This is a genomic window from Paraburkholderia sp. MM6662-R1 (assembly GCF_050436245.1).
Taxonomy (GTDB): domain Bacteria; phylum Pseudomonadota; class Gammaproteobacteria; order Burkholderiales; family Burkholderiaceae; genus Paraburkholderia; species Paraburkholderia tuberum.
Map to the genome: position 1 here is coordinate 857,785 of NZ_JBNDLV010000003.1, position 21,386 is coordinate 879,170.

18 protein-coding genes and 1 pseudogene are annotated in these 21,386 nt (G+C 60.4%); 10 read left to right on the plus strand and 9 right to left on the minus strand.

What is annotated here, in order from left to right:
- Positions 1 to 3: 3 nt before the first annotated feature.
- The 4 genes from OKW39_RS26765 to OKW39_RS26780 all read right to left on the minus strand — a co-directional run bounded on the left by OKW39_RS26765 (position 4) and on the right by OKW39_RS26780 (position 4,782).
- On the minus strand, positions 4 to 1,521 hold the full coding sequence (locus OKW39_RS26765; RefSeq protein WP_429561745.1) for an AMP-binding protein: 1,518 nt from the start codon (positions 1,519 to 1,521) through the stop codon (positions 4 to 6).
- The gene (locus tag OKW39_RS26770; RefSeq protein ID WP_429561744.1) at positions 1,518 to 2,684 is read right to left on the minus strand and encodes an acetyl-CoA acetyltransferase; all 1,167 of its coding nucleotides are present in this window, start codon (positions 2,682 to 2,684) and stop codon (positions 1,518 to 1,520) included. Before OKW39_RS26770 ends, OKW39_RS26765 begins: the two co-directional genes overlap by 4 nt.
- Positions 2,685 to 2,864: 180 nt before the next feature.
- Complete coding sequence (locus tag OKW39_RS26775; protein ID WP_429561743.1) at positions 2,865 to 3,974, minus strand: LuxR C-terminal-related transcriptional regulator; 1,110 nt, start codon at positions 3,972 to 3,974, stop codon at positions 2,865 to 2,867.
- A gap of 355 nt (positions 3,975 to 4,329) precedes the next feature.
- Complete coding sequence (locus OKW39_RS26780) at positions 4,330 to 4,782, minus strand: cupin domain-containing protein (RefSeq protein ID WP_429359513.1); 453 nt, start codon at positions 4,780 to 4,782, stop codon at positions 4,330 to 4,332.
- A 748-nt stretch (positions 4,783 to 5,530) separates the two neighbouring features.
- Between OKW39_RS26780 and OKW39_RS26785 the strand changes: the two genes are divergently transcribed.
- From OKW39_RS26785 to OKW39_RS26800, 4 genes and pseudogenes are all read left to right on the plus strand, one after another.
- Entirely contained in the window at positions 5,531 to 6,406 is an 876-nt protein-coding gene (locus OKW39_RS26785) for a tyrosine-type recombinase/integrase (RefSeq protein ID WP_429332195.1), read from the plus strand.
- 23 nt (positions 6,407 to 6,429) lie between these two features.
- Positions 6,430 to 6,567 (plus strand): annotated as a pseudogene (locus tag OKW39_RS26790) (IS91 family transposase); the annotation flags it as partial.
- 524 nt (positions 6,568 to 7,091) lie between these two features.
- A complete protein-coding gene (locus OKW39_RS26795) occupies positions 7,092 to 8,222 on the plus strand; it encodes an IS110 family transposase (RefSeq protein WP_090803864.1) in 1,131 nt (376 codons plus the stop codon).
- A 392-nt stretch (positions 8,223 to 8,614) separates the two neighbouring features.
- Positions 8,615 to 9,316, plus strand: coding sequence for a transposase (locus tag OKW39_RS26800; RefSeq protein WP_429564044.1), 702 nt, complete (start codon positions 8,615 to 8,617; stop codon positions 9,314 to 9,316).
- A gap of 506 nt (positions 9,317 to 9,822) precedes the next feature.
- Here OKW39_RS26800 and OKW39_RS26805 read toward each other — a convergent pair.
- The 3 genes from OKW39_RS26805 to OKW39_RS26815 form a co-directional block, all read right to left on the minus strand.
- Positions 9,823 to 10,959 (minus strand): IS110 family transposase, encoded by a 1,137-nt coding sequence (locus OKW39_RS26805; protein ID WP_429359775.1) that lies wholly within the window; start codon positions 10,957 to 10,959, stop codon positions 9,823 to 9,825.
- A 117-nt stretch (positions 10,960 to 11,076) separates the two neighbouring features.
- Positions 11,077 to 11,709 (minus strand): malonic semialdehyde reductase, encoded by a 633-nt coding sequence (locus tag OKW39_RS26810; RefSeq protein WP_429359777.1) that lies wholly within the window; start codon positions 11,707 to 11,709, stop codon positions 11,077 to 11,079.
- 567 nt (positions 11,710 to 12,276) lie between these two features.
- A complete protein-coding gene (locus tag OKW39_RS26815; protein WP_429564271.1) occupies positions 12,277 to 13,065 on the minus strand; it encodes a hypothetical protein in 789 nt (262 codons plus the stop codon).
- Positions 13,066 to 13,289: 224 nt separating this feature from the next.
- On the opposite strand from OKW39_RS26815, the gene OKW39_RS26820 reads away from it, so the two are divergent.
- The 4 genes from OKW39_RS26820 to OKW39_RS26835 all read left to right on the plus strand — a co-directional run bounded on the left by OKW39_RS26820 (position 13,290) and on the right by OKW39_RS26835 (position 16,736).
- Positions 13,290 to 14,351: an IS110 family transposase gene (locus tag OKW39_RS26820; protein WP_090812806.1), complete on the plus strand. Its 1,062-nt coding sequence runs from the start codon at positions 13,290 to 13,292 to the stop codon at positions 14,349 to 14,351.
- Between the two features lie 626 nt (positions 14,352 to 14,977).
- Positions 14,978 to 15,460, plus strand: coding sequence for a hypothetical protein (locus tag OKW39_RS26825; RefSeq protein WP_429564045.1), 483 nt, complete (start codon positions 14,978 to 14,980; stop codon positions 15,458 to 15,460).
- A 260-nt stretch (positions 15,461 to 15,720) separates the two neighbouring features.
- The gene (locus tag OKW39_RS26830; RefSeq protein WP_429359783.1) at positions 15,721 to 16,476 is read left to right on the plus strand and encodes a hypothetical protein; all 756 of its coding nucleotides are present in this window, start codon (positions 15,721 to 15,723) and stop codon (positions 16,474 to 16,476) included.
- A gap of 119 nt (positions 16,477 to 16,595) precedes the next feature.
- Positions 16,596 to 16,736: a hypothetical protein gene (locus OKW39_RS26835; protein WP_429359785.1), complete on the plus strand. Its 141-nt coding sequence runs from the start codon at positions 16,596 to 16,598 to the stop codon at positions 16,734 to 16,736.
- Between the two features lie 41 nt (positions 16,737 to 16,777).
- Here OKW39_RS26835 and OKW39_RS26840 read toward each other — a convergent pair whose 3' ends face one another.
- Both OKW39_RS26840 and OKW39_RS26845 read right to left on the minus strand, forming a co-directional pair.
- On the minus strand, positions 16,778 to 17,107 hold the full coding sequence (locus OKW39_RS26840) for a hypothetical protein (RefSeq protein WP_429359787.1): 330 nt from the start codon (positions 17,105 to 17,107) through the stop codon (positions 16,778 to 16,780).
- A gap of 75 nt (positions 17,108 to 17,182) precedes the next feature.
- The gene (locus tag OKW39_RS26845; protein WP_429564046.1) at positions 17,183 to 17,536 is read right to left on the minus strand and encodes a BON domain-containing protein; all 354 of its coding nucleotides are present in this window, start codon (positions 17,534 to 17,536) and stop codon (positions 17,183 to 17,185) included.
- 704 nt (positions 17,537 to 18,240) lie between these two features.
- On the opposite strand from OKW39_RS26845, the gene OKW39_RS26850 reads away from it, so the two are divergent.
- The gene (locus OKW39_RS26850; protein WP_429359793.1) at positions 18,241 to 19,635 is read left to right on the plus strand and encodes a serine hydrolase domain-containing protein; all 1,395 of its coding nucleotides are present in this window, start codon (positions 18,241 to 18,243) and stop codon (positions 19,633 to 19,635) included.
- A gap of 501 nt (positions 19,636 to 20,136) precedes the next feature.
- Entirely contained in the window at positions 20,137 to 21,207 is a 1,071-nt protein-coding gene (locus OKW39_RS26855; RefSeq protein WP_429359795.1) for a helix-turn-helix domain-containing protein, read from the plus strand.
- Positions 21,208 to 21,386 lie beyond the last annotated feature (179 nt).

A 21,386-nucleotide genomic window follows, 5' to 3' on the forward strand; every position in this document is an offset into this window, starting at 1 on the left:
CGACTACTGGCCGAGGCGGCCGCGCAACTCCGTTTTCAATACCTTGCCGTAACTGTTTTTTGGCAACTCATTGGCGAACCAGTAGTGTTTCGGGCGCTTGAAGCGTGCAATGTGCTGCACACACCAGGCGTCCAGTTCGTCGCGGGTCGTTTGACGGCCCGCGTGAAGCACCACGAAAGCCACGGGCACCTCACCCCATTCGTCGTCTCGCTGGCCCACTACCGACACTTCCGACACCGACGGATGAGCCAGCAACGTTTCCTCCACCTCTCGCGGATAGATGTTGGAACCACCGGAAATGATCAGGTCCTTCGATCGGTCCTTCAGCGTGAGAAACCCGTCCTCGTCGAGACTGCCGGTATCGCCCGTGTAGAGCCAGCCGTTGCGGATCGCGTCGCGCGTAGCGGACGCATTGTTCCAGTAGCCGGACATGACGGCGGCGCCGCGCACAACGACCTCGCCTGTTTCTCCTTTCGGGGCGGAGCTTCCATCTCGCGCCACGACGTCGACTTCGACGAGCGACTGTGCGACACCCACCGAAGCGGCACGGGCCAACCAATGAGCATGCTTCCGATCTGAGAGATGGTGACGTCCGAGTGCAGTAATTGTCATGGGGCTTTCGCCCTGCCCATAGATTTGCACGAGGCGCGGACCCAACACTTCCAAAGCCTGCTGTAGGTCATTCACGTACATCGGTCCGCCGCCATAGATGATCGTCTTGAAGCCGGCGGGATCGGCATCGACCGCGCGGAAGTGATCGACAAGCCGTTTGACCATCGTCGGTGCGGCGAACATAGCGAGAGGTCCGACACGCGCAGCCAGAGCAGCAAGCTCCTCGGGCTCGAATCCACCCGACCGCGGCACCACGTGACGCGCGCCGCGCAAGATGTACGCATAGTGGTAAAGTCCGGCCCCGTGGGACATCGGCGCTGCGTAGACCATCGCGTCTTCGGGGCTGACATCGTCCACGTCAATGCAATAGCACGCGGTCATCGCCATCAGGTTCCGGTGAGTTTGCATGACGCCTTTCGGTCGCCCAGTTGTTCCGGATGTGTAGAACAACGACGCGAGATCGTCGGGCTGACGGTGATGCAGGTCGGTCGGTGCATATTCGACCGCATGCAGGTATTCGTCCGAGCCGAACACGACGCAGCGCCGCTTACCGCATTGCAGGTCGCTCAATGTCGACAGCAACTCGCTCGAAACGAACAGCACGTCGGCCCCGGCGTCATCCAGGATGTACTCCAACTCTCTGGGATGCAGCTTGCAGTTAGCAGGCACGGAAACGGCACCTGCCCAATAGATGGCCTGAAGCACCTCCAGATATTCGGGACGATTGGCGGAGTAGATGGCAACCCGGGCACCGGGCTGTACGCCGCATTGCTCGTTCAGGAAACCCGCTAGCGCCGCCACGCGTGTCGCAAGTTGCCCGTATTCGAGCCAGGGTTCGTCGCCGTGCAGAACCGCGAGCCGCTTGGGAAAGATCGCTGCCGTGCGCTGCAGCCACCGGGCGATGTTCATCTGCTGCGCTCCAGAATGCTGACATAGCTCGCCACCGCGGAGCCTCCCATGTTGAAGACGCCGGCGAGTGAGGCATCGGGAACCTGCATTGCGCCTGCTGTATTGGTCAATTGCATCGCAGCAATCACGTGCATGGACACGCCCGTGGCGCCGATCGGGTGGCCTTTCGCTTTGAGCCCGCCAGAAGCGTTGACCGGAAGTCGCCCTCCACGGGCAACGACCCCTTCTTCGATAAGACGATGGCCCTGGCCAGCAGCGGCCAGGCCCATCGCTTCGTAGCTGAGCAACTCAGCGATCGTGAAGCAATCGTGAACCTCGGCGAACGACAGGTCGTCAATCACGCAACCGGCCTGCTCGAGTGCGCCGCGCCAGGCACGCTTCGGACCTTCAAACGACGCAGCATGGCGGCGCCCCAGCGGCAGATAATCGTTGACCTGCACACGGGAACGGATTGAGACCGCACGAGGAAAATCTGCGGCCGCATCGCTCGAGGCAAGCACCAATGCAGCAGCGCCATCGGAGATTAGCGAGCAGTCGGTCTTGCGCAGCGGTGGCGCAATCATCGGATTTTTTTCAGATACGGTATTGCAGAACTCAAAGCCGAGGTCTCGCCGCATATGCGCCCACGGATTGTCGACGCCGTTCGCGTGATTTTTTGCGGCTATACGCGCGAGCGCCGACGAATGGTCTCCGTACTCCGCGAAATAGTCCTGCGCGATTGAGGCGAAGATTCCCGGGAAGCCCCCGGGCGGATTTCCCGCCTCGCCCGAGTATGCGCAGTTACCAAGAATGCGCGTAACATCTTCGCCGGATACATCGGTCATCTTTTCGGCGCCGATTACCAGCGCGGTACGCGCACGGCCCGCCTCAATCGTATCGCATGCCGAGTAAATTGCGGCGGCGCCCGACGCGCAGGCGTTCTCAACACGCACCGCCGGCTTCCATCGCAGCCCATCGCTGCAATTGAGCGTCAGTGACGAAGCGAAGATGTCCGGGACAAGACCGCCATTCAAATTGCCCAGCCACGTGCCGTCGATTTCTTCGCCTTGCAGGCCCGCATCCTTCACGGCTTCGCGGCCGGCCCGCACGATCAGATCCTCAAGGCTTGCGCCGTCGAATCGGCCAAACGGCAAGTGCGCCCAGCCTACAATCGCCACTCCCATCGCGTTCTCCCATCAATGTGCATTTGGGAAATTTACCCGCGTCATCACCGAGAGGGCAGTCGTCGAATTACATTAGGGTGAACACCGGTAAGATGCGTCTTAACTTCCTTTCATTAATCCGCGTTTCTCCGGGCATAGAACTTACAATGTGGCAGTGTGGCGCAGAGGAAGTGCAGAAGGTCACCGATCGCGCCCGAGTAGCTTGCCGATCAGTTCTCCCGTCGTCATGGCTGCATACTTGCGCATAAGCCGGGCACGGTGTGCTTCAACCGTTCGATGACTAATTTGCAGCTCGCGCGCGATCTGCTTGCTGCTTTTTCCCGTCACCAGCAGTTGCGCGACCTCGCGCTCGCGCCGAGTCAGGTCGCGAGTTACCCGACGGGCCGACGAAATATCCTCGAATGCCCAGATCGCAGTTGCAAATGGATCGTCGCGGTTCATTGAGCGCCCGGAAACGTGGCACCAGAACGGGTTGCCATCAAGCCTTTGCATGATGCGCTCATCGGAATAAAAGCCCGTCTCCTTCATCACCAGCCATGCGCGCTCGCCGATGTGTCGAAACTCATCCTGGGAGGGGTAGAGGTATTCCAGCGAGCGTCCAGCCAGTTCGTTGGGCGCACACCCAAAAATTTCACCGAACGTGTAGTTGCAAGACACGATGACTCGCTGCCTGGACAGGAGCAGGCCAACGGGTGCCATGCGAAACGCCTGCACAAGATCGTCAGGCGGATTCGGCGACTCACCGGAACCCACGTCGGTAGCCAGTCTGTCATCACTGGAACCCTGTCCTTCCTGGTTGACGGTGGGCGCCGCCTTTATAGAAACGACTTCGGATCCAGCAGAAGTAGGCGCGGTACGAGATCCGTGGGATCCGGATCGTTTTACCGGCCTGTCCATGTTCTGCCATATCCGGCCGACAGTGGAGGCGGAAACGTTAGCCTCTCGTGCGACGTGGCGGGCACTGCTTACTGCCATGACACCGTCGGGCTTGCGAGATGCGATCTCGGCCACCGTCGCTTCGCCGATTCTTTGGGGAGCCCCGCTGCGAGGAAGATCCGTCAAGCCCTGCAGGCCATCCATGATGAACCTTCTGCGCCATTTGGAGACTGTGTGCGCGGTCGACTGAACGCGAGCGGCCACAACCGCATTGTCCAGTCCCTCTGCACAGGCCAGGACGATTCGGGCGCGAAATGCCAGCGCTGGACGAGTGCCGCCGCGCTGCGCGAAGTCGTTGAGCGCGGCTCTGTCCTCCGGACTTAACGACAGATGCAGTTTCGGCCTTCCTTTCATCGCCTGGGCTTCAGCCGCCGGACAGGTCAATCGGCCAGACGACTTATGTAACGAACATACCAGGCATCATACCCGTTGAACTGATACATAGGCTCGATTCAGCCGTCGGACTTTCGCGGTCTCTGTTGCGTGCACCGTCGGCTTCGCCAAGGAAAGCAGGACAAGCAGAACATTGTCGCTGTCGCATGCCGCGTGGTTGGTTAGAACCGTTAGCTTGCGTGACCAGGACTGTAGGGGCGGTAAAGGGCGGGCAGGAAAACAACCAGCGCAAGCGCTCTTGACTGGTAAGCACGACTTCAGGTCATGCTTACTGCGTCTCAGTGCGCATTGCGAGCCAAGCGGTACGTCGTGCAATTCAGTCGAGGATCTTTAAACCTTCAGGAGGCTCGCACGGTATTGTTCCCATCCTGGCCGGCACTGAAATTTCCAGGAACTCGAAATCTTCCGAGATTGCCGTTTCATTGTGTTTGAGACCAGGTGGAATATAAAGCGATTCGCCAGCGCCAACCCGAATAACTCGACCATCTTCGAACTGAAGATCTATCCAGCCTCGGAGGGTGAAAATAAACTGCGTTTCGCAAACATGGTAATGCCAACCGGTCTGCTGCATCACGCCTGTCGCCACGGTCACCTGCGCCCTCATCCGACCGTCCGTGGCGTCGGAAACACCGAGATCCCGATAATTGAAGAATGTTCGGCGACCTGCTACTAGTGGGGCTGTTTCCGTCGTAGCGTACGCGAGTTTCTCTAAAAGATCTGCGGAGACCTTTGCGGCCTCGGGGGAAAGGGTACCGCTGTAGTGTTCCATTGAATGTCCTTAATTTAGCCGGTGGGTGCCCAGGTGTTTTCGTCAAAGCGAGGCCAAGCTTTCGCGACTCTAAAGCCAGCGCAAGAGTGTGAGTGGCTCACAGGGCAGCGCGTGTCTCTTCATTGAGCCTCCATCGAATTTACTGGCTTGGGTGGAAGGCAAACAGTCGCAGAATTACATCAGGGCAAACCCTATAATTCTTGCGTGACCCGCTACAGGAAATCGGTGTGCTTCGTCGGAACGTCGAATGGATGTGCGACGGAAGGGCATTTGCTGTTGAGGAAGGGGCGTAACATTGGACGCGTGAGCGCTCGAAGGTCGCCTGGGCGACGGCGTCCCCTAAGCGTTGACGAAGGGGAATTCGGGGATTCAACTCTTGGAGCATCGGTTCCGACTTCGGACATTTCTGCCGATTCCGTCGCTGGGTGTGCACACGGGATCGACTGCTTAGCCCTGGGAAACGGGCGTCCGGGCTGAGAGACGATGGATGGCGGCTCAGGGTCGGGAGTACGCGTTCGCCCGCCGCGAGTGCGACATTCACAAACCCCGGCATCCGAAAGTCGGGAATGGGACTGAGAGCTGCCTTGCAAACGCCGACAGCCGAACGTCGGCTTTGGCCGAAAGGACTAAACCGCTCGCGCGGTAGGGGGCTGCGGCCCGTCTCTGGCGGCGAATGGGAGGCCAGTGGCGCCGGCGCTTATGTTGGTGGTTGAGGCAATCCGCCTCGTCCTCCAGCAGGAGCCCCATCATGACCTCCTCCGATCCGGGCATCAGCCCGCTGCGCCGCCGTATGCTTGAGGACTTGCGCATGCGCAAGTTCGCACCCAAGACCCAGGCCGCCTACCTGCGTGCCGTACGTCAGTTCGCCCGATACCTCGGGCGTTTACCCGATACCGCCACGGTCGAGGACCTCCGGGACTATCAGCTGCATCTGGTCGATCACGGCGCGTCGCCGGTGTCGCTGAACGCCGCGATCAGCGGTCTGAAGTTCTTCTTCGAAGTCACGCCCGGCCGGCCTGAGCTGATGGCGCGGATGCAGCCGGTACGCGTGCCTCGCACGCTCCCGGTTGTGCTCAGCCCCGAGGAGGTGCGCCGGCTCATCGCGGCAGCCGGAAACCTCAAGCATCAGACCGCGCTGTCGGTCGCCTATGGCGCCGGGCTGCGTGCGAGCGAAGTGGTCGCCCTCAGGGTCAGCGACATCGACAGCCAGCGCATGACCCTGCGCATCGAGCAGGGCAAGGGCCGCCGTGACCGCTACGCGATGCTCTCGCCGGTCCTGCTCGAACGTCTGCGCGTCTGGTGGCGCGTTGCCCGTGCCCAGGGCTGCATGCTCGATGGCGGGTGGCTCTTTCCGGGCCTCGATCCGATTGACCCGCTCAGCACGCGGCAACTGACCCGCGCCATCCATGCGGCCGCCGAGACCGCAAACATCGACAAGCGCGTATCCATGCACACGCTGAGGCATTCCTTTGCCACGCACCTGCTGGAACAGAAGGAGGATATCCGCGTGATCCAGGTGCTCCTTGGACACAGGCAGATCGAGACCACCACGCTCTATACCCAGGTTGCCACTGACCTCCTGCGCAAGGTGGTCAGTCCGCTGGACCGCCTGCCCGCCGGCTAGCCCGGCCGCACGCGGAGCACCCCGTGCTGGAGGTCGCGGATATCTTCCGCGCCTGCGGGCCGGCGTGGCGGCGCACGGTAGCGCTGAGCCTGGGGCAGCTGAAGGTCATGTCGGCCATCGAACAGTGCCGCAGTGCGGCACTGGGCGGATACGAAACACGATATCTGCCTGCAGGCTGCCGACGACACCAGACGAGAGTTCAGTTGTGTTCCCATCAGGTCGCATGCATTGATGAGTGGGCAAAGGGATTGCATCAGCGCTTTGATGGGATGATCGCAGTTGCCCTCGAGCTGGCAAGGGGACCAACTGTTTCCGCGCTTCAGAAGTATGATTTCCTGGTCCTCTTTCCGTTTAATCCATCGACGCTCGCAAAATACCGCGAGGCGTTCAAACCGAGTCGGGCCAAAGACGATCCCACCGATGCCGAACTGGCACTCGATCTGCTGCTTTGCATCCCGAGCGGTTCGCTCCGCTGAGGCCGCAAAGCGCGGGTATGCGTTGTCTGATGAGCCTGATCGAGCAGCGCCGTGAAATGGTCGGCGACAAGACGCGATTCACTAGTCAGTATGACTCCGCGAGGTAGAGGCTGGCCCGCCGCGAGGACTCAAACGCGGGTTAGTATTTCTGCCAGAGCCGCACGGTGTGGACAGGGCCACACCCGGCGATATCCATCACGGAGGCCAGCGTGGAAAAAGATATCACACTGTACGTAGGGCTCGACGTTCACAAGGATTCGATCACGGTTGCCTATGCGCTGGGCACAGGCGAGGTCGAACTGCTCGGCAAGATTGGCACGACGAAGACGGATATTGATCGGCTGTGTACGCGCCTGCAATCGAAGGCGCGGCACATCCGCATCGTCTACGAGGCGGGCCCGTGCGGCTATGGACTTTATCGTCAGCTCGTGCAGAAGGGATTCGACTGCCTGGTGTGCGCGCCGTCGCTGATTCCGAAAAAGCCGGGCGATCGGGTCAAGACTGACCGGCGTGATGCGATCAAGCTGGTGCGGTCGCTGCGCGCCGGCGACCTGTCAGCGGTGTACGTGCCAAGCGTGGAAGACGAAGCATTCCGCGATCTGGCTCGCGCGTGGGTCAGCGCCAAGGACGATCTTAAGCGTGCGCGGCAACGGCTGAAGGCCTTTCTGCTCTTGCATGGCGTGCGCTATGCCGGCCGCGCCGACTGGGGACCTGCGCACCGGCGCTGGCTCAGCGCCTATGCTTTCGACAGCGTCTGGCAGCAACTGGCGTTCGAGGAGTATCGGCGCACGATCGAGGATCGCCTGGCGCAATGCGACCGGCTGGAGGCCGCGTTGCGCGAGGCTGTCGTCAACTGGCGATTCTATCCTGCCGTGCTGGGCCTGCAGACGATGCGCGGCGTGCAGTTCACCACGGCAGTGGGCATGCTCGCTGAGCTCGGGGATCTGTCACGCTTCGCCCACCCGCGCCAGCTGATGGCCTGGCTGGGGGTGACGCCATCCGAACACTCGTCGGGCGACAAGCGCCGTCAGGGCAGCATCACCAAGAACGGCAACAGCTATGCAAGAAAGTTGCTGGTGGAAGCGGCCTGGAGCTACCAGCATCCGGCCCGCGTGAGCCCCGAAATCCAGCGCCGCCACGAAGGCATCCCCAAGCCCATCGTTGACCGCGCCTGGGACGCGCAGATGCGCCTGTGCCGGCGCTACCGGAAGCTCCTCGCGCGCGGCAAGCAGAAGAATATTGCGGTGGTCGCGGTCGCTCGCGAACTCGCCGGTTTCATCTGGGACATCAGCCAGCTCGCCATGTCGCTCTCCGTACGGCCCGAGGTGCGCATGGCGTGACCGAACCCTTGAGCAACAAGTAAATCAACCTCACCACCCGAGCAAGAGTTTCCTGAAAGCGGCGTAGCCCGGCACCCGAGCAACCCGCGAGACGGTTAGGCAACGGATTTGATTCGACTTGCGGCACTAGATAGCGGCAGGCTCGCTGGGCGGACTTCTGTAATGCGGTAACCAACCCGCGGATATCAGCATGATCCACCGTCGAGATTTACTGCTACGTCGCCCTCAGGAAATTCAGATGGCAGCTCAAAACCCAAAACCGATCCCCTCTTGACAAGCGGAGTCATATCAACCGTTTATGCAATACGCTCAAACAGTATTACCCGCAGGCGCTGGAGTGGTTCGCGCACATCGACACGGCACTGTTCTGCGACTTCATCGCGCGTTGGCCGATGCTTTCGGCCGTCAAACGCGCCCACCGCAGTACCCTTGAGGCGTTCTTCCATGCGCACAACTGCCGCCGCCCCAGGCTGATCGAAATGCGTCTGGAGTCCATTCGCTCGGCCACCCCTCTGACTGAAGATCCCGGCATCCTCTCACCCTGCCGGCTGCACGCGTTGGCGCTGGTGGCACAACTGCGAGCGGCTCTCGCTGGGATCGATGTGTTCGACAGGGAGATTGCGACGGTCGCGCGAACGCTACCTGACTTCGCCCTGTTTGAATGCCTGCCGGGAGCGGGCCCACATCTGACACCGCGGCTGCTTGCCGCATTCGGCGAGCAGCGTGAGCGCTTCAGGCACGCTGCTGAACTGCAGAAGTATTCCGGCATTGCGCCGGTCACTGAGCGCAGTGGCAAGAAATGCTGGGTGCACTGGCGCTGGCAATGTCCGACGTTCCTGCGCCAGACATTCGTGGAATGGGCCGGCCAGACAATTAACAAGTCATTCTGGGCGGGCGCTTACTACCTGCAACAGAGAGCGAAGGGCAGTTCGTATCAGGCCGCCGTCAGGGCATTGGCGTTCAAGTGGATACGGATCCTCTACCGCTGCTGGCAAACACGGACACTGTACGACGAGAGCGTCCATCTGAATGCATTGAGGAAGCGGGGCTCGCCTCTCCTCGGAAGCCTCGCACTGCCCCCTCGAAATACTTGACGGACGGACTCAGGGCGTGAAGTCGTCATTCAAATCCCACCTCTGGTGGCCGCAATGCGGTATTTCGCCGTTAGGCAGTGACCGGCCCGCTTCGGACGTTCGCACGCGCTTTCAGGCAGACATTCGAACGTCGGCTTCTATGGGGACTTGTATGTCAAGCCGTTTTTGATCACGTAAGGCTTGGATTTCATGGTGGCTCCTGTAGGTTGTTGAGCGCGTGATGCCTTGGCGCGACATGGCTGTGCCATCCTGGTCCGGGGTCGGGGTGTGATGAGCGTTCGAGCCAGTGCCCGAACGAACTTCTATCCGTGCAGGGCGCCAACACCCTGCACCTCATGCAGCATGCGCGCAAGGCGCGCTGGCAAACCCCGGTTATGGGCGCGCCCCATCTCTGCGAGACGGTCACGGGGTGCCGTGACCCGCCGACGTTCCGGGCGCGTCGACCCTGGATCATGATGACGTGTTGCGTGCGAAGGCGTTGCGTGGTACCCGTGCTGCCCGGAATTTCAGGCAGCTGCCGGCTTGAGCGAGGCTCCGGCCGGAATCTCGCCGTGCTCGAGGTAGTGCCACAGCGCGATAGCCAGGCGCCGCGCCAACGCCACGATGCCCACGCGCCGCATGCGCTTGCCGCCGCCGGCAAAGCGCCGGTTGAACCACTGGGTCAGGAGGCTGTCGGGCTGCAGCTGCAGCCAGCGCCAGGCGAGTTCGACCAGCATCGTGCGCGCTCGCTTGTTGCCCGCCTTGCTGATGCCTTGCTCGATCTGACTGCCGCCACTGTCGTAGGGTGTCGGCGTGAGCCCCAGGCTGCCGGCCAGCTCGCGCCGGTTGGCGAAACGTCGCCAGCCAAACACTTCCTTGACCAGCACCCAGGCGCCCTTGGGGCCGATCGCGCGCAGCCGTGCCATTTGCGCCACCAGCGGATGCTTGCCCTCGGCCAGTTCCTGGCGCCGCGCCGCTTCCAGCACCTTGAGCTGCTGCCTGACCAGCGCCAGCCGCGCGCTCTCGCGCTCGATCTCGCCGCGCAACACCGGCGGCACCTGCTCGCGATGGCGCTCCCACCACGCCGCCCAGTCGCGCCCGCCGACGATGACCGGCACACGCAGGTTGTGCAGCACCAGCAGGGAGCGGATGCGGTTCGTGTGGGCGGTACGCTCCTGGCTCAGCCGGGCCAGTTCACGGTGCGTGCGGCGCGCATCTTCCTGCTCGGGCGCGGGCTCGTGCACTACCGACCAGACGCGCTCGCCAGCGTGGTGGCGCCTGAGCATCACCAGCAGCTTATCGCCGTCGAGCCGGTCGGTCTTGGCCCGTCTGGCGCGTCGGTTCACTTCGATGCTCGCCGGGTCGACCACGAGGTTGTCAATGCCTTGCCCGCTCAACCAGCGATGCAGCCACCAGCCATCGCGGCCGGCCTCATAGCACGAATGCACCGGGGCCTGCGGTTCGAGCTGGCAGCGCTCCTTGGCGCGGCGCACGCAGTCGAGCACCGCAGCCGTGTCGCCGGCGTGCACGCTGAAACGGCTCGGGCCGCGCCGGCCATCGCTGGCCGTCAACTTCCACGACTTGTCGCCGAGTTCGAAGCTCATGTAGAGCTGGACTTGGATCGCCGTATCATTGCCTTGTGGGACTGTCTGGGTCGCCGACATTTCCGTCTCCTTTGCACAGGGTTGGAAATTCCGTTTTAGCTAAACGGGTCTGGCTTGGGTAGTCCCACATAGCATCTCCGCTTTAGTCAACGGACGGCGAAACCGGGTTCCTGCTGGTCAGAGCAATTTGCAGGCCTCGTCAAAATCTAGGCGTGGGCTGCGCGGGAACAGCCCTGCCGGATCACCATAGCCCAGATTGCAGAGGAAATTCGACTTGATGTGGCTGTCGGGAAAGTACTCCTGCTGGAAGGTGCCCTCCTGTGCGCTCGCAGGAAAAAATTCATGGTCAACCTTTGCATGATCGAACCCGGACATCGGACCACAATCCAGTCCGAGCGAGCGGGCAGCCAGGACGAAATAGGCCCCTTGTAGCGAGCTATTGCGCCGTGCCGTGACCTCGGCCAGCTCCGGTGTGTCGGCGAACCAGGCTCGCGCATCTGCGTGCGGGAAGAGTTTGGGCAGCTTGTCATAGAACTTGCCGTCATAAGCGATGATGGCTGTCACCGGTGCGCTCATCGTTTTGTCGATATTGCCTGGTGCCAATGCCGGCAGAAGTCGTTGCTTCGCATCCTGAGTGCGCAGGAACAGAATACGTGCTGGGCTGCAGTTTGCGCTCGTTGGGCACCACTTCATCAGCTCGTAGAGTTCGCGCAATGTGTCATCACTGACCGGCTTAGGCAGCCAGCTATTGTGGGTTCGAGCCTGACGGAACAGCAGATCCATCCCTTCTCCATTCAATCGTTTCTCCATATTTGCCTCCCAGCGGAAACGGACGTTGCAAGTTGCCTGCCTGCATCAACAACCACGAATTGTTGGAGGGCCGTACGCCGTCCAAGCGTTTCGTGAACATCACGCAGCAGATCATCGATGATCTGAGCGCAGCCCCGTTCGGGTGTTATAGACGTACCACGCGTCGTCCATGGAAAAATTTGCGCGGTCGGGTACCAGTGACGCTTCGGGGAGCACCCTGCTGGACTGTAAGGAAGTCGGCATTTCCGAGCAGATCAGTCTGACTCCGATCACTTTCGAACGAGAGAAGGTGTAGCGACGCGTTGCCCGCCTCAATTAACCGTTGCAAAGGGTCACAGCTTACGCGCGACCATCACGGCGCCGCGATCCAGCTCCGTGCGAGCAGAGTATGTCAGATGTCCCTGCGCTGTCTCACGCTAACGTTCAATGCCGCTATTCCAGGTAGCGGCGTCTCCCGCGCACAATCCGGCTTGGTGACACTCAGAAGCTGCGGCTTCCTCTGTCTGATTCGAAACCGGCACCCCGAGAGAGGTTGTGTCGAAAAACAATCCAGGGTTTTTTACTTCTTTACTTCGACAGATGCAGCTTCTTCGATAGCACGATACCCCGCTGCGGGCTCACCAGCCAGATGGCGTGAATGTTGGTGTACAGCGTCGAGGTTCTTGTCGTGATGTCTGTGGGCTCGTCGTCGCTGGGATCGCTATGTTCGCGTCGATCGCTCAGGTAAGGCGGCGCCATGCTACACATCAGCACAATCGCGAAGTCTCCATTCGCTTCGTAGAACGCCGGCTGCGAAAGTGTCACGCGTCCGTGAACCCTGGTTTTGCTCCGTTCGCCGGACTTGAGCTCAATCAGATGGATATGTTGGATGTACCCCTTGGCCTTCGCCTCCGGCGCCACCACAAGCCCTCGACCGCGTGGTCCGGTTATGGTCTTCTTGAGCAGGATCACTCCCGGATTGTCGTCATCGGATAGATCTACGTTTACCGTCAACAGGTGCGTCTTTGACTGATATCGTATTCCGTAGGGCGCCGGTACGACGAAAGCCAGCTCGCGGTCGAGACTGGCTTTCGGCAAGTCGAGATCGCTTGGCGCCTTAAGGACAGGGACGTGGATCAGGTTCCTGATGCGATCGCTCAACGAAGGCGAGTTGGCATTGAAGCTCTGGTCCGCCAAGGCGTCCCTGATGGCAACCGGGTCGTCGCCCACGAAAGGCCGAGTCGACAGGACATCTGCAGAGGCAGAATTTTCAGGCTCAGTCGCATGGGTAACAGTGGCTGAGTCTGCCGACGTCCCGGCGTGCGCCAGCAGCGACATGCAAATCAGGGCGCAAGCGGCGTTCGAACGGACCAACATGGTTTTAAGATCAGCCACGACAAACCCCTCTAGGATCAAGGCAGTCTATCGCAAAGCCTTGCACGGTCAACTCGAGCGCGCGACAGCGGCCGTAGGCACCGGCTTGGTCCGTTCTTCGTCAGCTCAGCAATCCCAACGAATTAGTAAGGACTTTCCCGATCTCGTGGCATAGCGATATGCCAGGATGGTTGGTGCTAGACAACTCATCTGGGAAGGGGAAAGTCATGGACAAGATTACTCGTATCGGCGTGGATCTGGCCAAGAACATCATCCAGGTACACGGCGTGGACAGCATGGAACGCGTGGTGGTCAGGAAAGCCATTTCACGGCAGAAGTTTCTCGAATGGTTTGCCAACCTCGAGCCGTGCCTGGTCGCAATGGAAGCGTGCAGCGCAGCCCACTACTGGGGGCGCAAGCTGCGCGCGCTCGGCCACGAGGTTCGGCTGATCGCGCCGCAGCTCGCCGCGCCCTACCGCAAGGGCGGCAAACACGTGAAAAACGACAGGCTCGATGCCGAGGCCATCTGCGAGGCCGCGGGCCGACCGCACATGCGCTTCGTGGCCGTCAAAACGGCAGAGCAGCAAAACGTGCTGCTGCTGCACCGGATGCGGGACGGTTTCGTTGAGGAGCGTACCGCGCTCGTCAACCGGCTGCGCGGTGAGCTGGTCGAGTTCGGCGTGTTCCTGCCGCAAGGCATCAATGCATTTCGTGCCCACTTCGTCGAGGCACTGGAGGACGGGGCCACCGAACTGAACGGTGTCGCGCGCACTGCGCTGCTGCGAGGCTGGGAGCACCTGCAGGGCCTCGACCAGCAAATCGCCTGGTGCGACGCGCAAGTCGCCACGCACGTGAAGCACGACAGCAACGCGCAGCGCGTGATGGCGGTCATCGGCATCGGGCCGCTCACCGCGTCGGCCACGGTGGCTACCGTCGGCGACGCTCGCCTGTTCAAAAACGGCCGCCAATTTGCCGCCTGGATCGGCACGGTGCCCAAACAGAAGAGCAGCGGCGGCAAGACCCACCTGGGCCGCATCACCAAACAGGGCAACACGTATCTGCGCACGCTGCTGTTCCAAGGCGCGCGCTCGGCAGTAACGAGCGCCCATCGACGAACCGACCGGCTCTCGCGCTGGATCGTTCAGCTCCAGGCACGCGTGGGTTGGTATCGAACGCTGGTGGCTGTCGCCAACAAGCACGCGCGCATCCTCTGGGCAATTCTGGCCAAGGGCGAGCGCTTCGATCCCTCGTATGTCTCCACTCCCTCAACACCGGCCCAGCCACGGTAGGACAACAGCATGAACAGGTAAATTCGCAGCGTCACCTAAAAGCGTGACTTCGTAATCCAGGACGCAAAGGCAAGGATAGCGACAGGTCAGACCGGCAGCGGGCGAACTCGAAAAGCTGTGAGGCGCTACACGAAATGTATTCGCCGTCCAACGGATGGAGTCCTGCTGCGCGGTTACTATCCGGGCCCGGGCACCCGCAATGATAGTGCTCAACAAGGCCGTTTATAGGTGTGCAGTCTGTCTCGCCGCTGAATGCCGAATGTGTACCCCGATGACATGGCAATCGAATGGATGGACGAGGATGGATGGATAAATCAACCCCAGCTTGCAAAAAAAGGGAAGTCCTTATAGGCAGCTATAAAGGCCGAGAACTTCCCGGCCAAGACGGCTGCTCGAATGGCTGTTCCACTTTGAAAGCTGCCGTAGCGATCGCGTCGGGTCGAAGGGCAGATGTGGGTCGTCTACGGTCTCCGAACGGTGTTAAGGCGGAACGCCGGAAAGGATGTGAAAATCCCTTGCGGGTGCCACGGCGCGTCCGATACTGAAAGTGCTTTGCGGGTGCCCGCTACCGAAGTTAGTGGCAAAGTCATCGGCAAGGTGAACGGACTACGCAATGGAGGCTGACTATGAACCAGTCAAGTTCCGCTCAAAGGCGGGAGAAAATATTCTACGAGGTGTCAGGCGAAAATTCGAAATACACGCTGCTTCACCTGCTGGACGTTGAAGACATACCGGGGCATTCGCTCGCACTCTATGAACTGCATCGCACCTTTCCCAAGGGCGCGTTGATGTTTGCTGGCGTAAGCGTCACGGAGCAATGGATGCGCGGCACCGTGGACACCGTCGATGGCAACGGCACCGTCATCGGCTATGGGTTTTACAACCTGGAAGGCGGCGACAAGATTTTCGGCAAGTTTGACGGGATCTCACAATCTGCAACCGGCCAGTCCGCCGATGTCCGCACCGTCATAGGAAGCACGGTGCTCACCGGCGGCACGGGGAAGCTGCGTGGCATTTGCGGCATCCTTCACTTTATGACCAACACGGACGTCTCACAGAACCTAAATGAGAGTAAATGCGAGGGCGAGTACTGGATGCAAAAAGGCTAGTCCGGGCCTCACGGTGCCTTGCACGCGGCCCAGCGTAAAGCTCACTGATCAGAAGCCTCCGCTGAAGCTCAAGGAAATCTGGGCGATCAGCGAAAAGCTGAAGGCGGATACGACTTCGCGATGTTCAGTTCAATCTCCGGGGGTGGTCACTACCTGAAATACGCCGTTACCACTTTATAACGTGCAACATGGAACCCTGACATAAGCTGAATGGAAAGTGTGAGGCGCATGTCGCCGCGCGAATAACGAGGGAGCATGTCATGAACCCGCTCGATGCAACGTTGCGCGCCGGCAGCGCCGTTGCAGTTCTTGCGTTGTCCGGCGCGCTGTCTGGTTGTTACTACGTACCGTACGGCTACTATCCAGGCTACGGGTATTACCCGGGCTATCCTGCTACCTATTCCACTGCCTATCCGAATGGCTATCCCGCCGTGCCGACGGCGGCCACGCAGCATGGCGTGCCCGTCGCGCCCGGGGAGCCGTCGCAGCAGGCTCCGGCGCCAGAGGAATTCAACATGCCCGACGGCAGGTCGCCCGACGGGCCGCCATCGACGTACGATTTCGCCCCCGCGCCTGCCTATGGCGCGCCGGCGTACTATCCAATCGCCTATCCACCGGCCTACCCCTACGCGTATCCATACCCGTACTACGGGTACTGGCCGGGCTACTACTGGTGGCCGTCGGTGTCGTTCGCCTTCTGGGGCGGGTGTTGCGGCGGTTACAGCCACTACCACTATGGCCATCACACCTACTGGGCCGCCCACGGCTACTGGGGCCATGGGTACTATGGCCACGGGTATTACGGACACGGCTACTACAGCCGCGCCTACTCTGGAAATGGACAGGGTGCGTGGAGCGGCAGTCACGCCAGCTGGGGAGGTGGTAGCTACGGCAGCAGCGCTTCGGGCGCCGGTCACGCGAACTGGGGCGGCGGTGGCGGCTGGGGCGGTGGTGGCGGTGGCGGCTGGGGCGGCGGCCGTTACTGGGGTGGCGGCGGCCACGGCCGATCGCATTGAACCGGGCGTGCGGCGCACCGCGCGACGGGTATCGCGCGCGGCGAATGGCCGGAGCTGGGACGACGAACGCAATCCTTCCGCCCCATCGAGTCGGAATTCGCGACGGCTGCAGAGCGCCGATGCGTACCACAGCTGGGTGCGCCAAGATTCAATCGTCGCTCGCCGACACGCGCCCCGCGGTCGCGCACGATCAGGTGATGGCCGATACGGAGGTAATCATCCGCGCGGCCGAGCGAAAACGGGCGGCTATACGGTCGTGACGGCTCAATAGAGCCGATTGCGACTCGATACCTCCGCCTGCTCACCATCGAATGGCGCGCGTCCGCGCCCGAAGGACCTGACCGAGCTCATCGGCGTCATCGCCGAACATAACCCGCAGGCTGCCTGCGAGTGACACGGCGGCCGCCATCAGGCGCAATTTTGGGACGGTTGCTCCTTGTTCTTGTCGGTGCGTGCTGATCAACACCACGACGGCGGCCGGACAGTTCGGGCTCAGGAGTGACGAGCGGTTTGCGCTCGATCCGCGCCTGACATCGATCAGATAGCCAAATCCTAGGTTCCACGAATGTCTGCTGATCACGCTCGGCACGATCACGAGAGAGTGCGAGGCGGGTGGACGCACGGTGAACATCTTGTCCTGCGAGAGCGTCGGCTCCTCTTTTCACGGCTGAAAACGGCCAGTACTTCCCGGCGCCGCCTCGGAGCGTCAATACCCTTTCGTATAGAGCGTCAGATGGTTACTCACCGACGTTACACCCGGCACGCCCTTCGCCACGTCCGCGGCCTGCTGGATCTGAGGACCGTCCGGCACGCTGCCGGATAATGTCACGACGCCGCCCCGCGCCTTGACGAATACGTTCGACACGTTGAAGTTGGGCGCTTTCGACAACGCCTTGCGTACGTCCCGAGCCAGCTTCTTGTCCGCTGGCGTCGCCTTGCCTGAACTTGCAGCCGGACTCGAGCCCATCGGCATAGCGTTGCTGGCTTGCGCGTAGACGTTCGACGTCAACGTCACGCATCCCACGACGACGAGCAGATTCACGACGTTCCATGCTTTCATGATTGCCTCTCTCGTTCGGCCTGGCAGATGGTGAGTCAAAGATAGCCAACATTCCGCTTCTAACAAAGCTGCTTGCACGATTAAGGGAGGAAAGCCCGTATCCAGACGCGCGCCCGCTGGCAGGTCGATCATCGGGCGAGTTCGCGAATGAGCAGCCGCAGTATCGCTAGCGAGGCTTCACCGCAGATCCGAACGCGTGACGCATTGGAAGCCACCTCACCCCGTGCACGATCCGCGTGCTGAAAGGTTACGCCTCAACGCGCTGCGCCCGCGTGGTTATGACGCTCGTAGTCTTTGAAGCTGCCGAATATGTGGTGATGGGTCCACGGTCCGCTCAGGGTCGCTTTATGCCGGTCGCATATCGGCATCGAGCGGCGGTAGACCGAGGTCCGCATCGGGCTGGGTTCGGCCAAAAGCCGACGTCCATCGATGTAGATCGAATCGCCGACAATCGGTTCCCTCGTGGGAGAGCCGTTCTCGTGCGGCGGTTGCGCACCCGCACCCGCCGCATGCCGCGCCTTATCAAACCGTACCTATCAGCGCTCGGGAACGACGTCGAACGGTGTAGCCAAGATTGCAATCGTCGCTATTTTTTTCTTCAAAACGTTGTGTAGACTCTTATCTCGGAAAAGAACTGCTTACGTGCCAATGGCATTATTTTTCCGTGATTTCGTTCAGGCGCGCGCCTAAGGGACAGCAAATCAATGGACAAGAATACCCAGGCTGCCGCTCCGGACTCTATCGGGCAGAAAATCACAGAATTACTCGCTGCGATTAACTCAAACGACCGCCTTGCAGTTCGAGCGTTTCTGGATAAAAACGTCGTTTCCCCGCCGGCTTCGCAAAAACATCTTGCCCGAAACGATCTCGAATGGTTGCTTGGCCTTTTCCGAATTACGCAGGGCGTGGACTTACTGTCCGTGGCCGAAGATACGAGTAACTCGACGGTGGTGGTCACCGTCGAGGACCGAGTGTACGCGGGATGGCACGAAATTCGATTGATTATGGAATCTGGTGGGTCAGGACGCATATTCGAGATGACCGCGAGGCCAACTCTCACGCGAAACGCAACTCGGACACAACTGGCCACGACGGATTTGGCTGAGCAGGCACTCGAACTCTGCGTGAAAGGATTCAATGCCGGTGTGTTTTCCGGGGCAGTGCTCATCGCGCACGGGGATGAGGTTCTGTTCGAATATGCATGTGGTCACGCAAACAAGCGCTTTCACATTAATAATGGTCCGGATACCAAATTCAACCTTGGGTCCGCGAACAAGATGTTCACTGCCGTTGCGCTCGCGCAGCTGACAGAAACCGGTCAGCTCAGTTTTGAGGACTCTCTCGACAATTATCTGAGCGATGAGTGGCTTCCTGCCTCCGTGTCGAGCGGGGTAAAAATAAGACACCTTCTTACCCATACCTCTGGATTGGGAAGTTACTTCAATGAGACATTTTTCAAGACTTCCCGCGATCTTTTCCGCAGCATAGACGACTTCAAAGTACTCGTTCGGGACGACAGCCCTGCGTTCGAGCCTGGAAGTGAGTTTCTATACAGCAACAGCGGTATGTTGCTGGCAGGTGCCGTTATTGAACGGGTAACTGGTACGGACTACTTTAGTTATGTTCGCGATCGAATATTTGTTCCGTGCGCAATGTTTGACACCGACTGCTACGACATCGACGACCCCATCGAAAATCTCGCGATGGGCTATGTTCCCACATCGCAGAATCGGTCCGGGTGGCGCGAAAACATATTCACCCACGTTGCCAAAGGCGGACCGGCAGGCGGCGGTTTCTCAACCGTTCGAGATCTTCACCGATTCGCCACGTCGCTCTTGTCCGATCGCCTGATCAGTCGCAAGACACGTGATTTGCTGTGGAGAGATCACATCGGGGCGCAGTATGGGTACGGATTTTTTGTAAGTGGTGAGGGGAGCGACTTAAAGGTCGGCCACGCTGGTGGTTTTCCGGGCATCAGCGCAGACTTCAAGATTCAACTGAATGGCGGTTTTGTTACAGTTGTGTTGTCTAACTACGACCTTGGAGCATTGGAACTATCACGGCGCCTACACGAGCTAGTTGACCAAATATATTTTTGAATTGTCTCGATTCTCGCAACTAGCTGCCCTCCGCTGAATCTGCTTCAGCGGCCGGCACGACCGTCGAAGATGAAGTTGGAATGTCCGCTCTGGAATCCGTCGAAAGACCGCTGTGGGTCGCGATATGCCGGACGCATGAGGCACGGGTCGGCCAGCTATGGACGCTGACCAACGCTTTCAAGCGGACATCCGAACGTCGAATTGCCCCAGACAGCTGACCTTCGCGCGCGGATTGCCAGATAGAATGCGCCCTAGCTGCACGATCCGATTGTCGATTTGTTCTCTTGATGGACCGGCTGGATGAAGGCTAAGAACCGCCTGGGTCGCTTTAAGCCTTCCATGGCTTCGGCAGCCCGGACAGGATATTCTTCTTTGTCACCCAATAGGCGCGCACGGGGCGGCCTTCTGACTTGACATGGAAACTCGCCGCACCGGGCGGACCACAACTGGACGGAAACCAGCGATGCGCACCAATGGACCAACGAACTGTCGCCCGCCCGTATGCCATTGAGCCACTTGTTGTTACCGCCGGAGCCGCCCAAGCTTGCGCCGGGCATCGTGCACAGCAATTTCAGCGTGCAAGGCGACGCCCGTCACAGCTTCCTCGCCTGGCAGGAGCGCATGAATCCGGTCTACGACATCCAGGCTGCCTCGAAGCACGGTGACGAGACGTTCGACGCGGCGCTCTCTCGCTACACTATCGACAATCTGAGTTTTTTCGATTTCCGCACCAGTCCCAATCTGGCCGTGCGGTCGCTGGGACGAGTGTCGACGGAAAGCATACGCGACGTTAGCTTCAGCGTGTTCCTGAAGGGTCTGCCCGGCCAATTCCTGGGCGGCAAGCAACGGCGCGACGCACCGCAGTTATCTTCCGGGCCGACCATCCTCGCGCTGGACATGGATCAGCCGTGCACAGTCCGGAGTTTTCATAGCCGGATACTGCTGTTCTTTGTGCCGCGCGCCCTGGTCGAAAAAGCGTTCCCCGACGCCGCGTCGCTGCATGGCCGCCAGGTCGAAGCCACGACGCCCTTGACGCGCATGCTGATTGCTCATCTGGTCGCGCTCAATCGACAAATCGTCGGCCTGAGCAAAGACGAGGCACATCAGTCTTTTCTCACCGCGGTCGAACTGCTGGCCGCGGCATTCAGCCGACAAGCGGGCCTATCCGGTAACGCTCGCGCTGCGGTGCGCGCCGCAGCGTACGGACAAGTTCGGCGCTATGTCGAGGCCAATCTGCACGACCCGGATTTGTCGCCTGACAGCGTGTTGGCGTCGCTTCATTTATCGCGCGCCAGCGTGTACCGACTGTTCGAGCATGAAGGCGGCCTGGCCACTTATATCGCCAGCCGCAGGCTGCGAATGGCGGCTGATGAACTGGTCCGCTTTCCTCATCTCGAAGTGCAGGACATTGCCTCGGGGCTTGGTTTCAATAGTGCGTCGAGTTTTACGCGCGCATTCCGTCGCGCCTTTGATATCGCGCCGCGGGACTTGCACGGGTATGCCCCGCTGCTCCGACGCGAACAGGACAGGCTGGAGCGACATGCTACCTGGCCGGCGGCAGGCACCACATAAATGCGCAAGAAGGTTGAGCACGCGGTGCTATTCGACTGCGGTGACTCCCGCGCCGATCGGACTGGGGTCTGTAAAGTCAGGTTGCCGGGAGCGGGTTGTAGCCGCGGCATAAATCGGCAGGAGCCGGCCAGGAACAATGGGATGGACTCCTCCTCACCCGACTGGTACACGGCGCATGA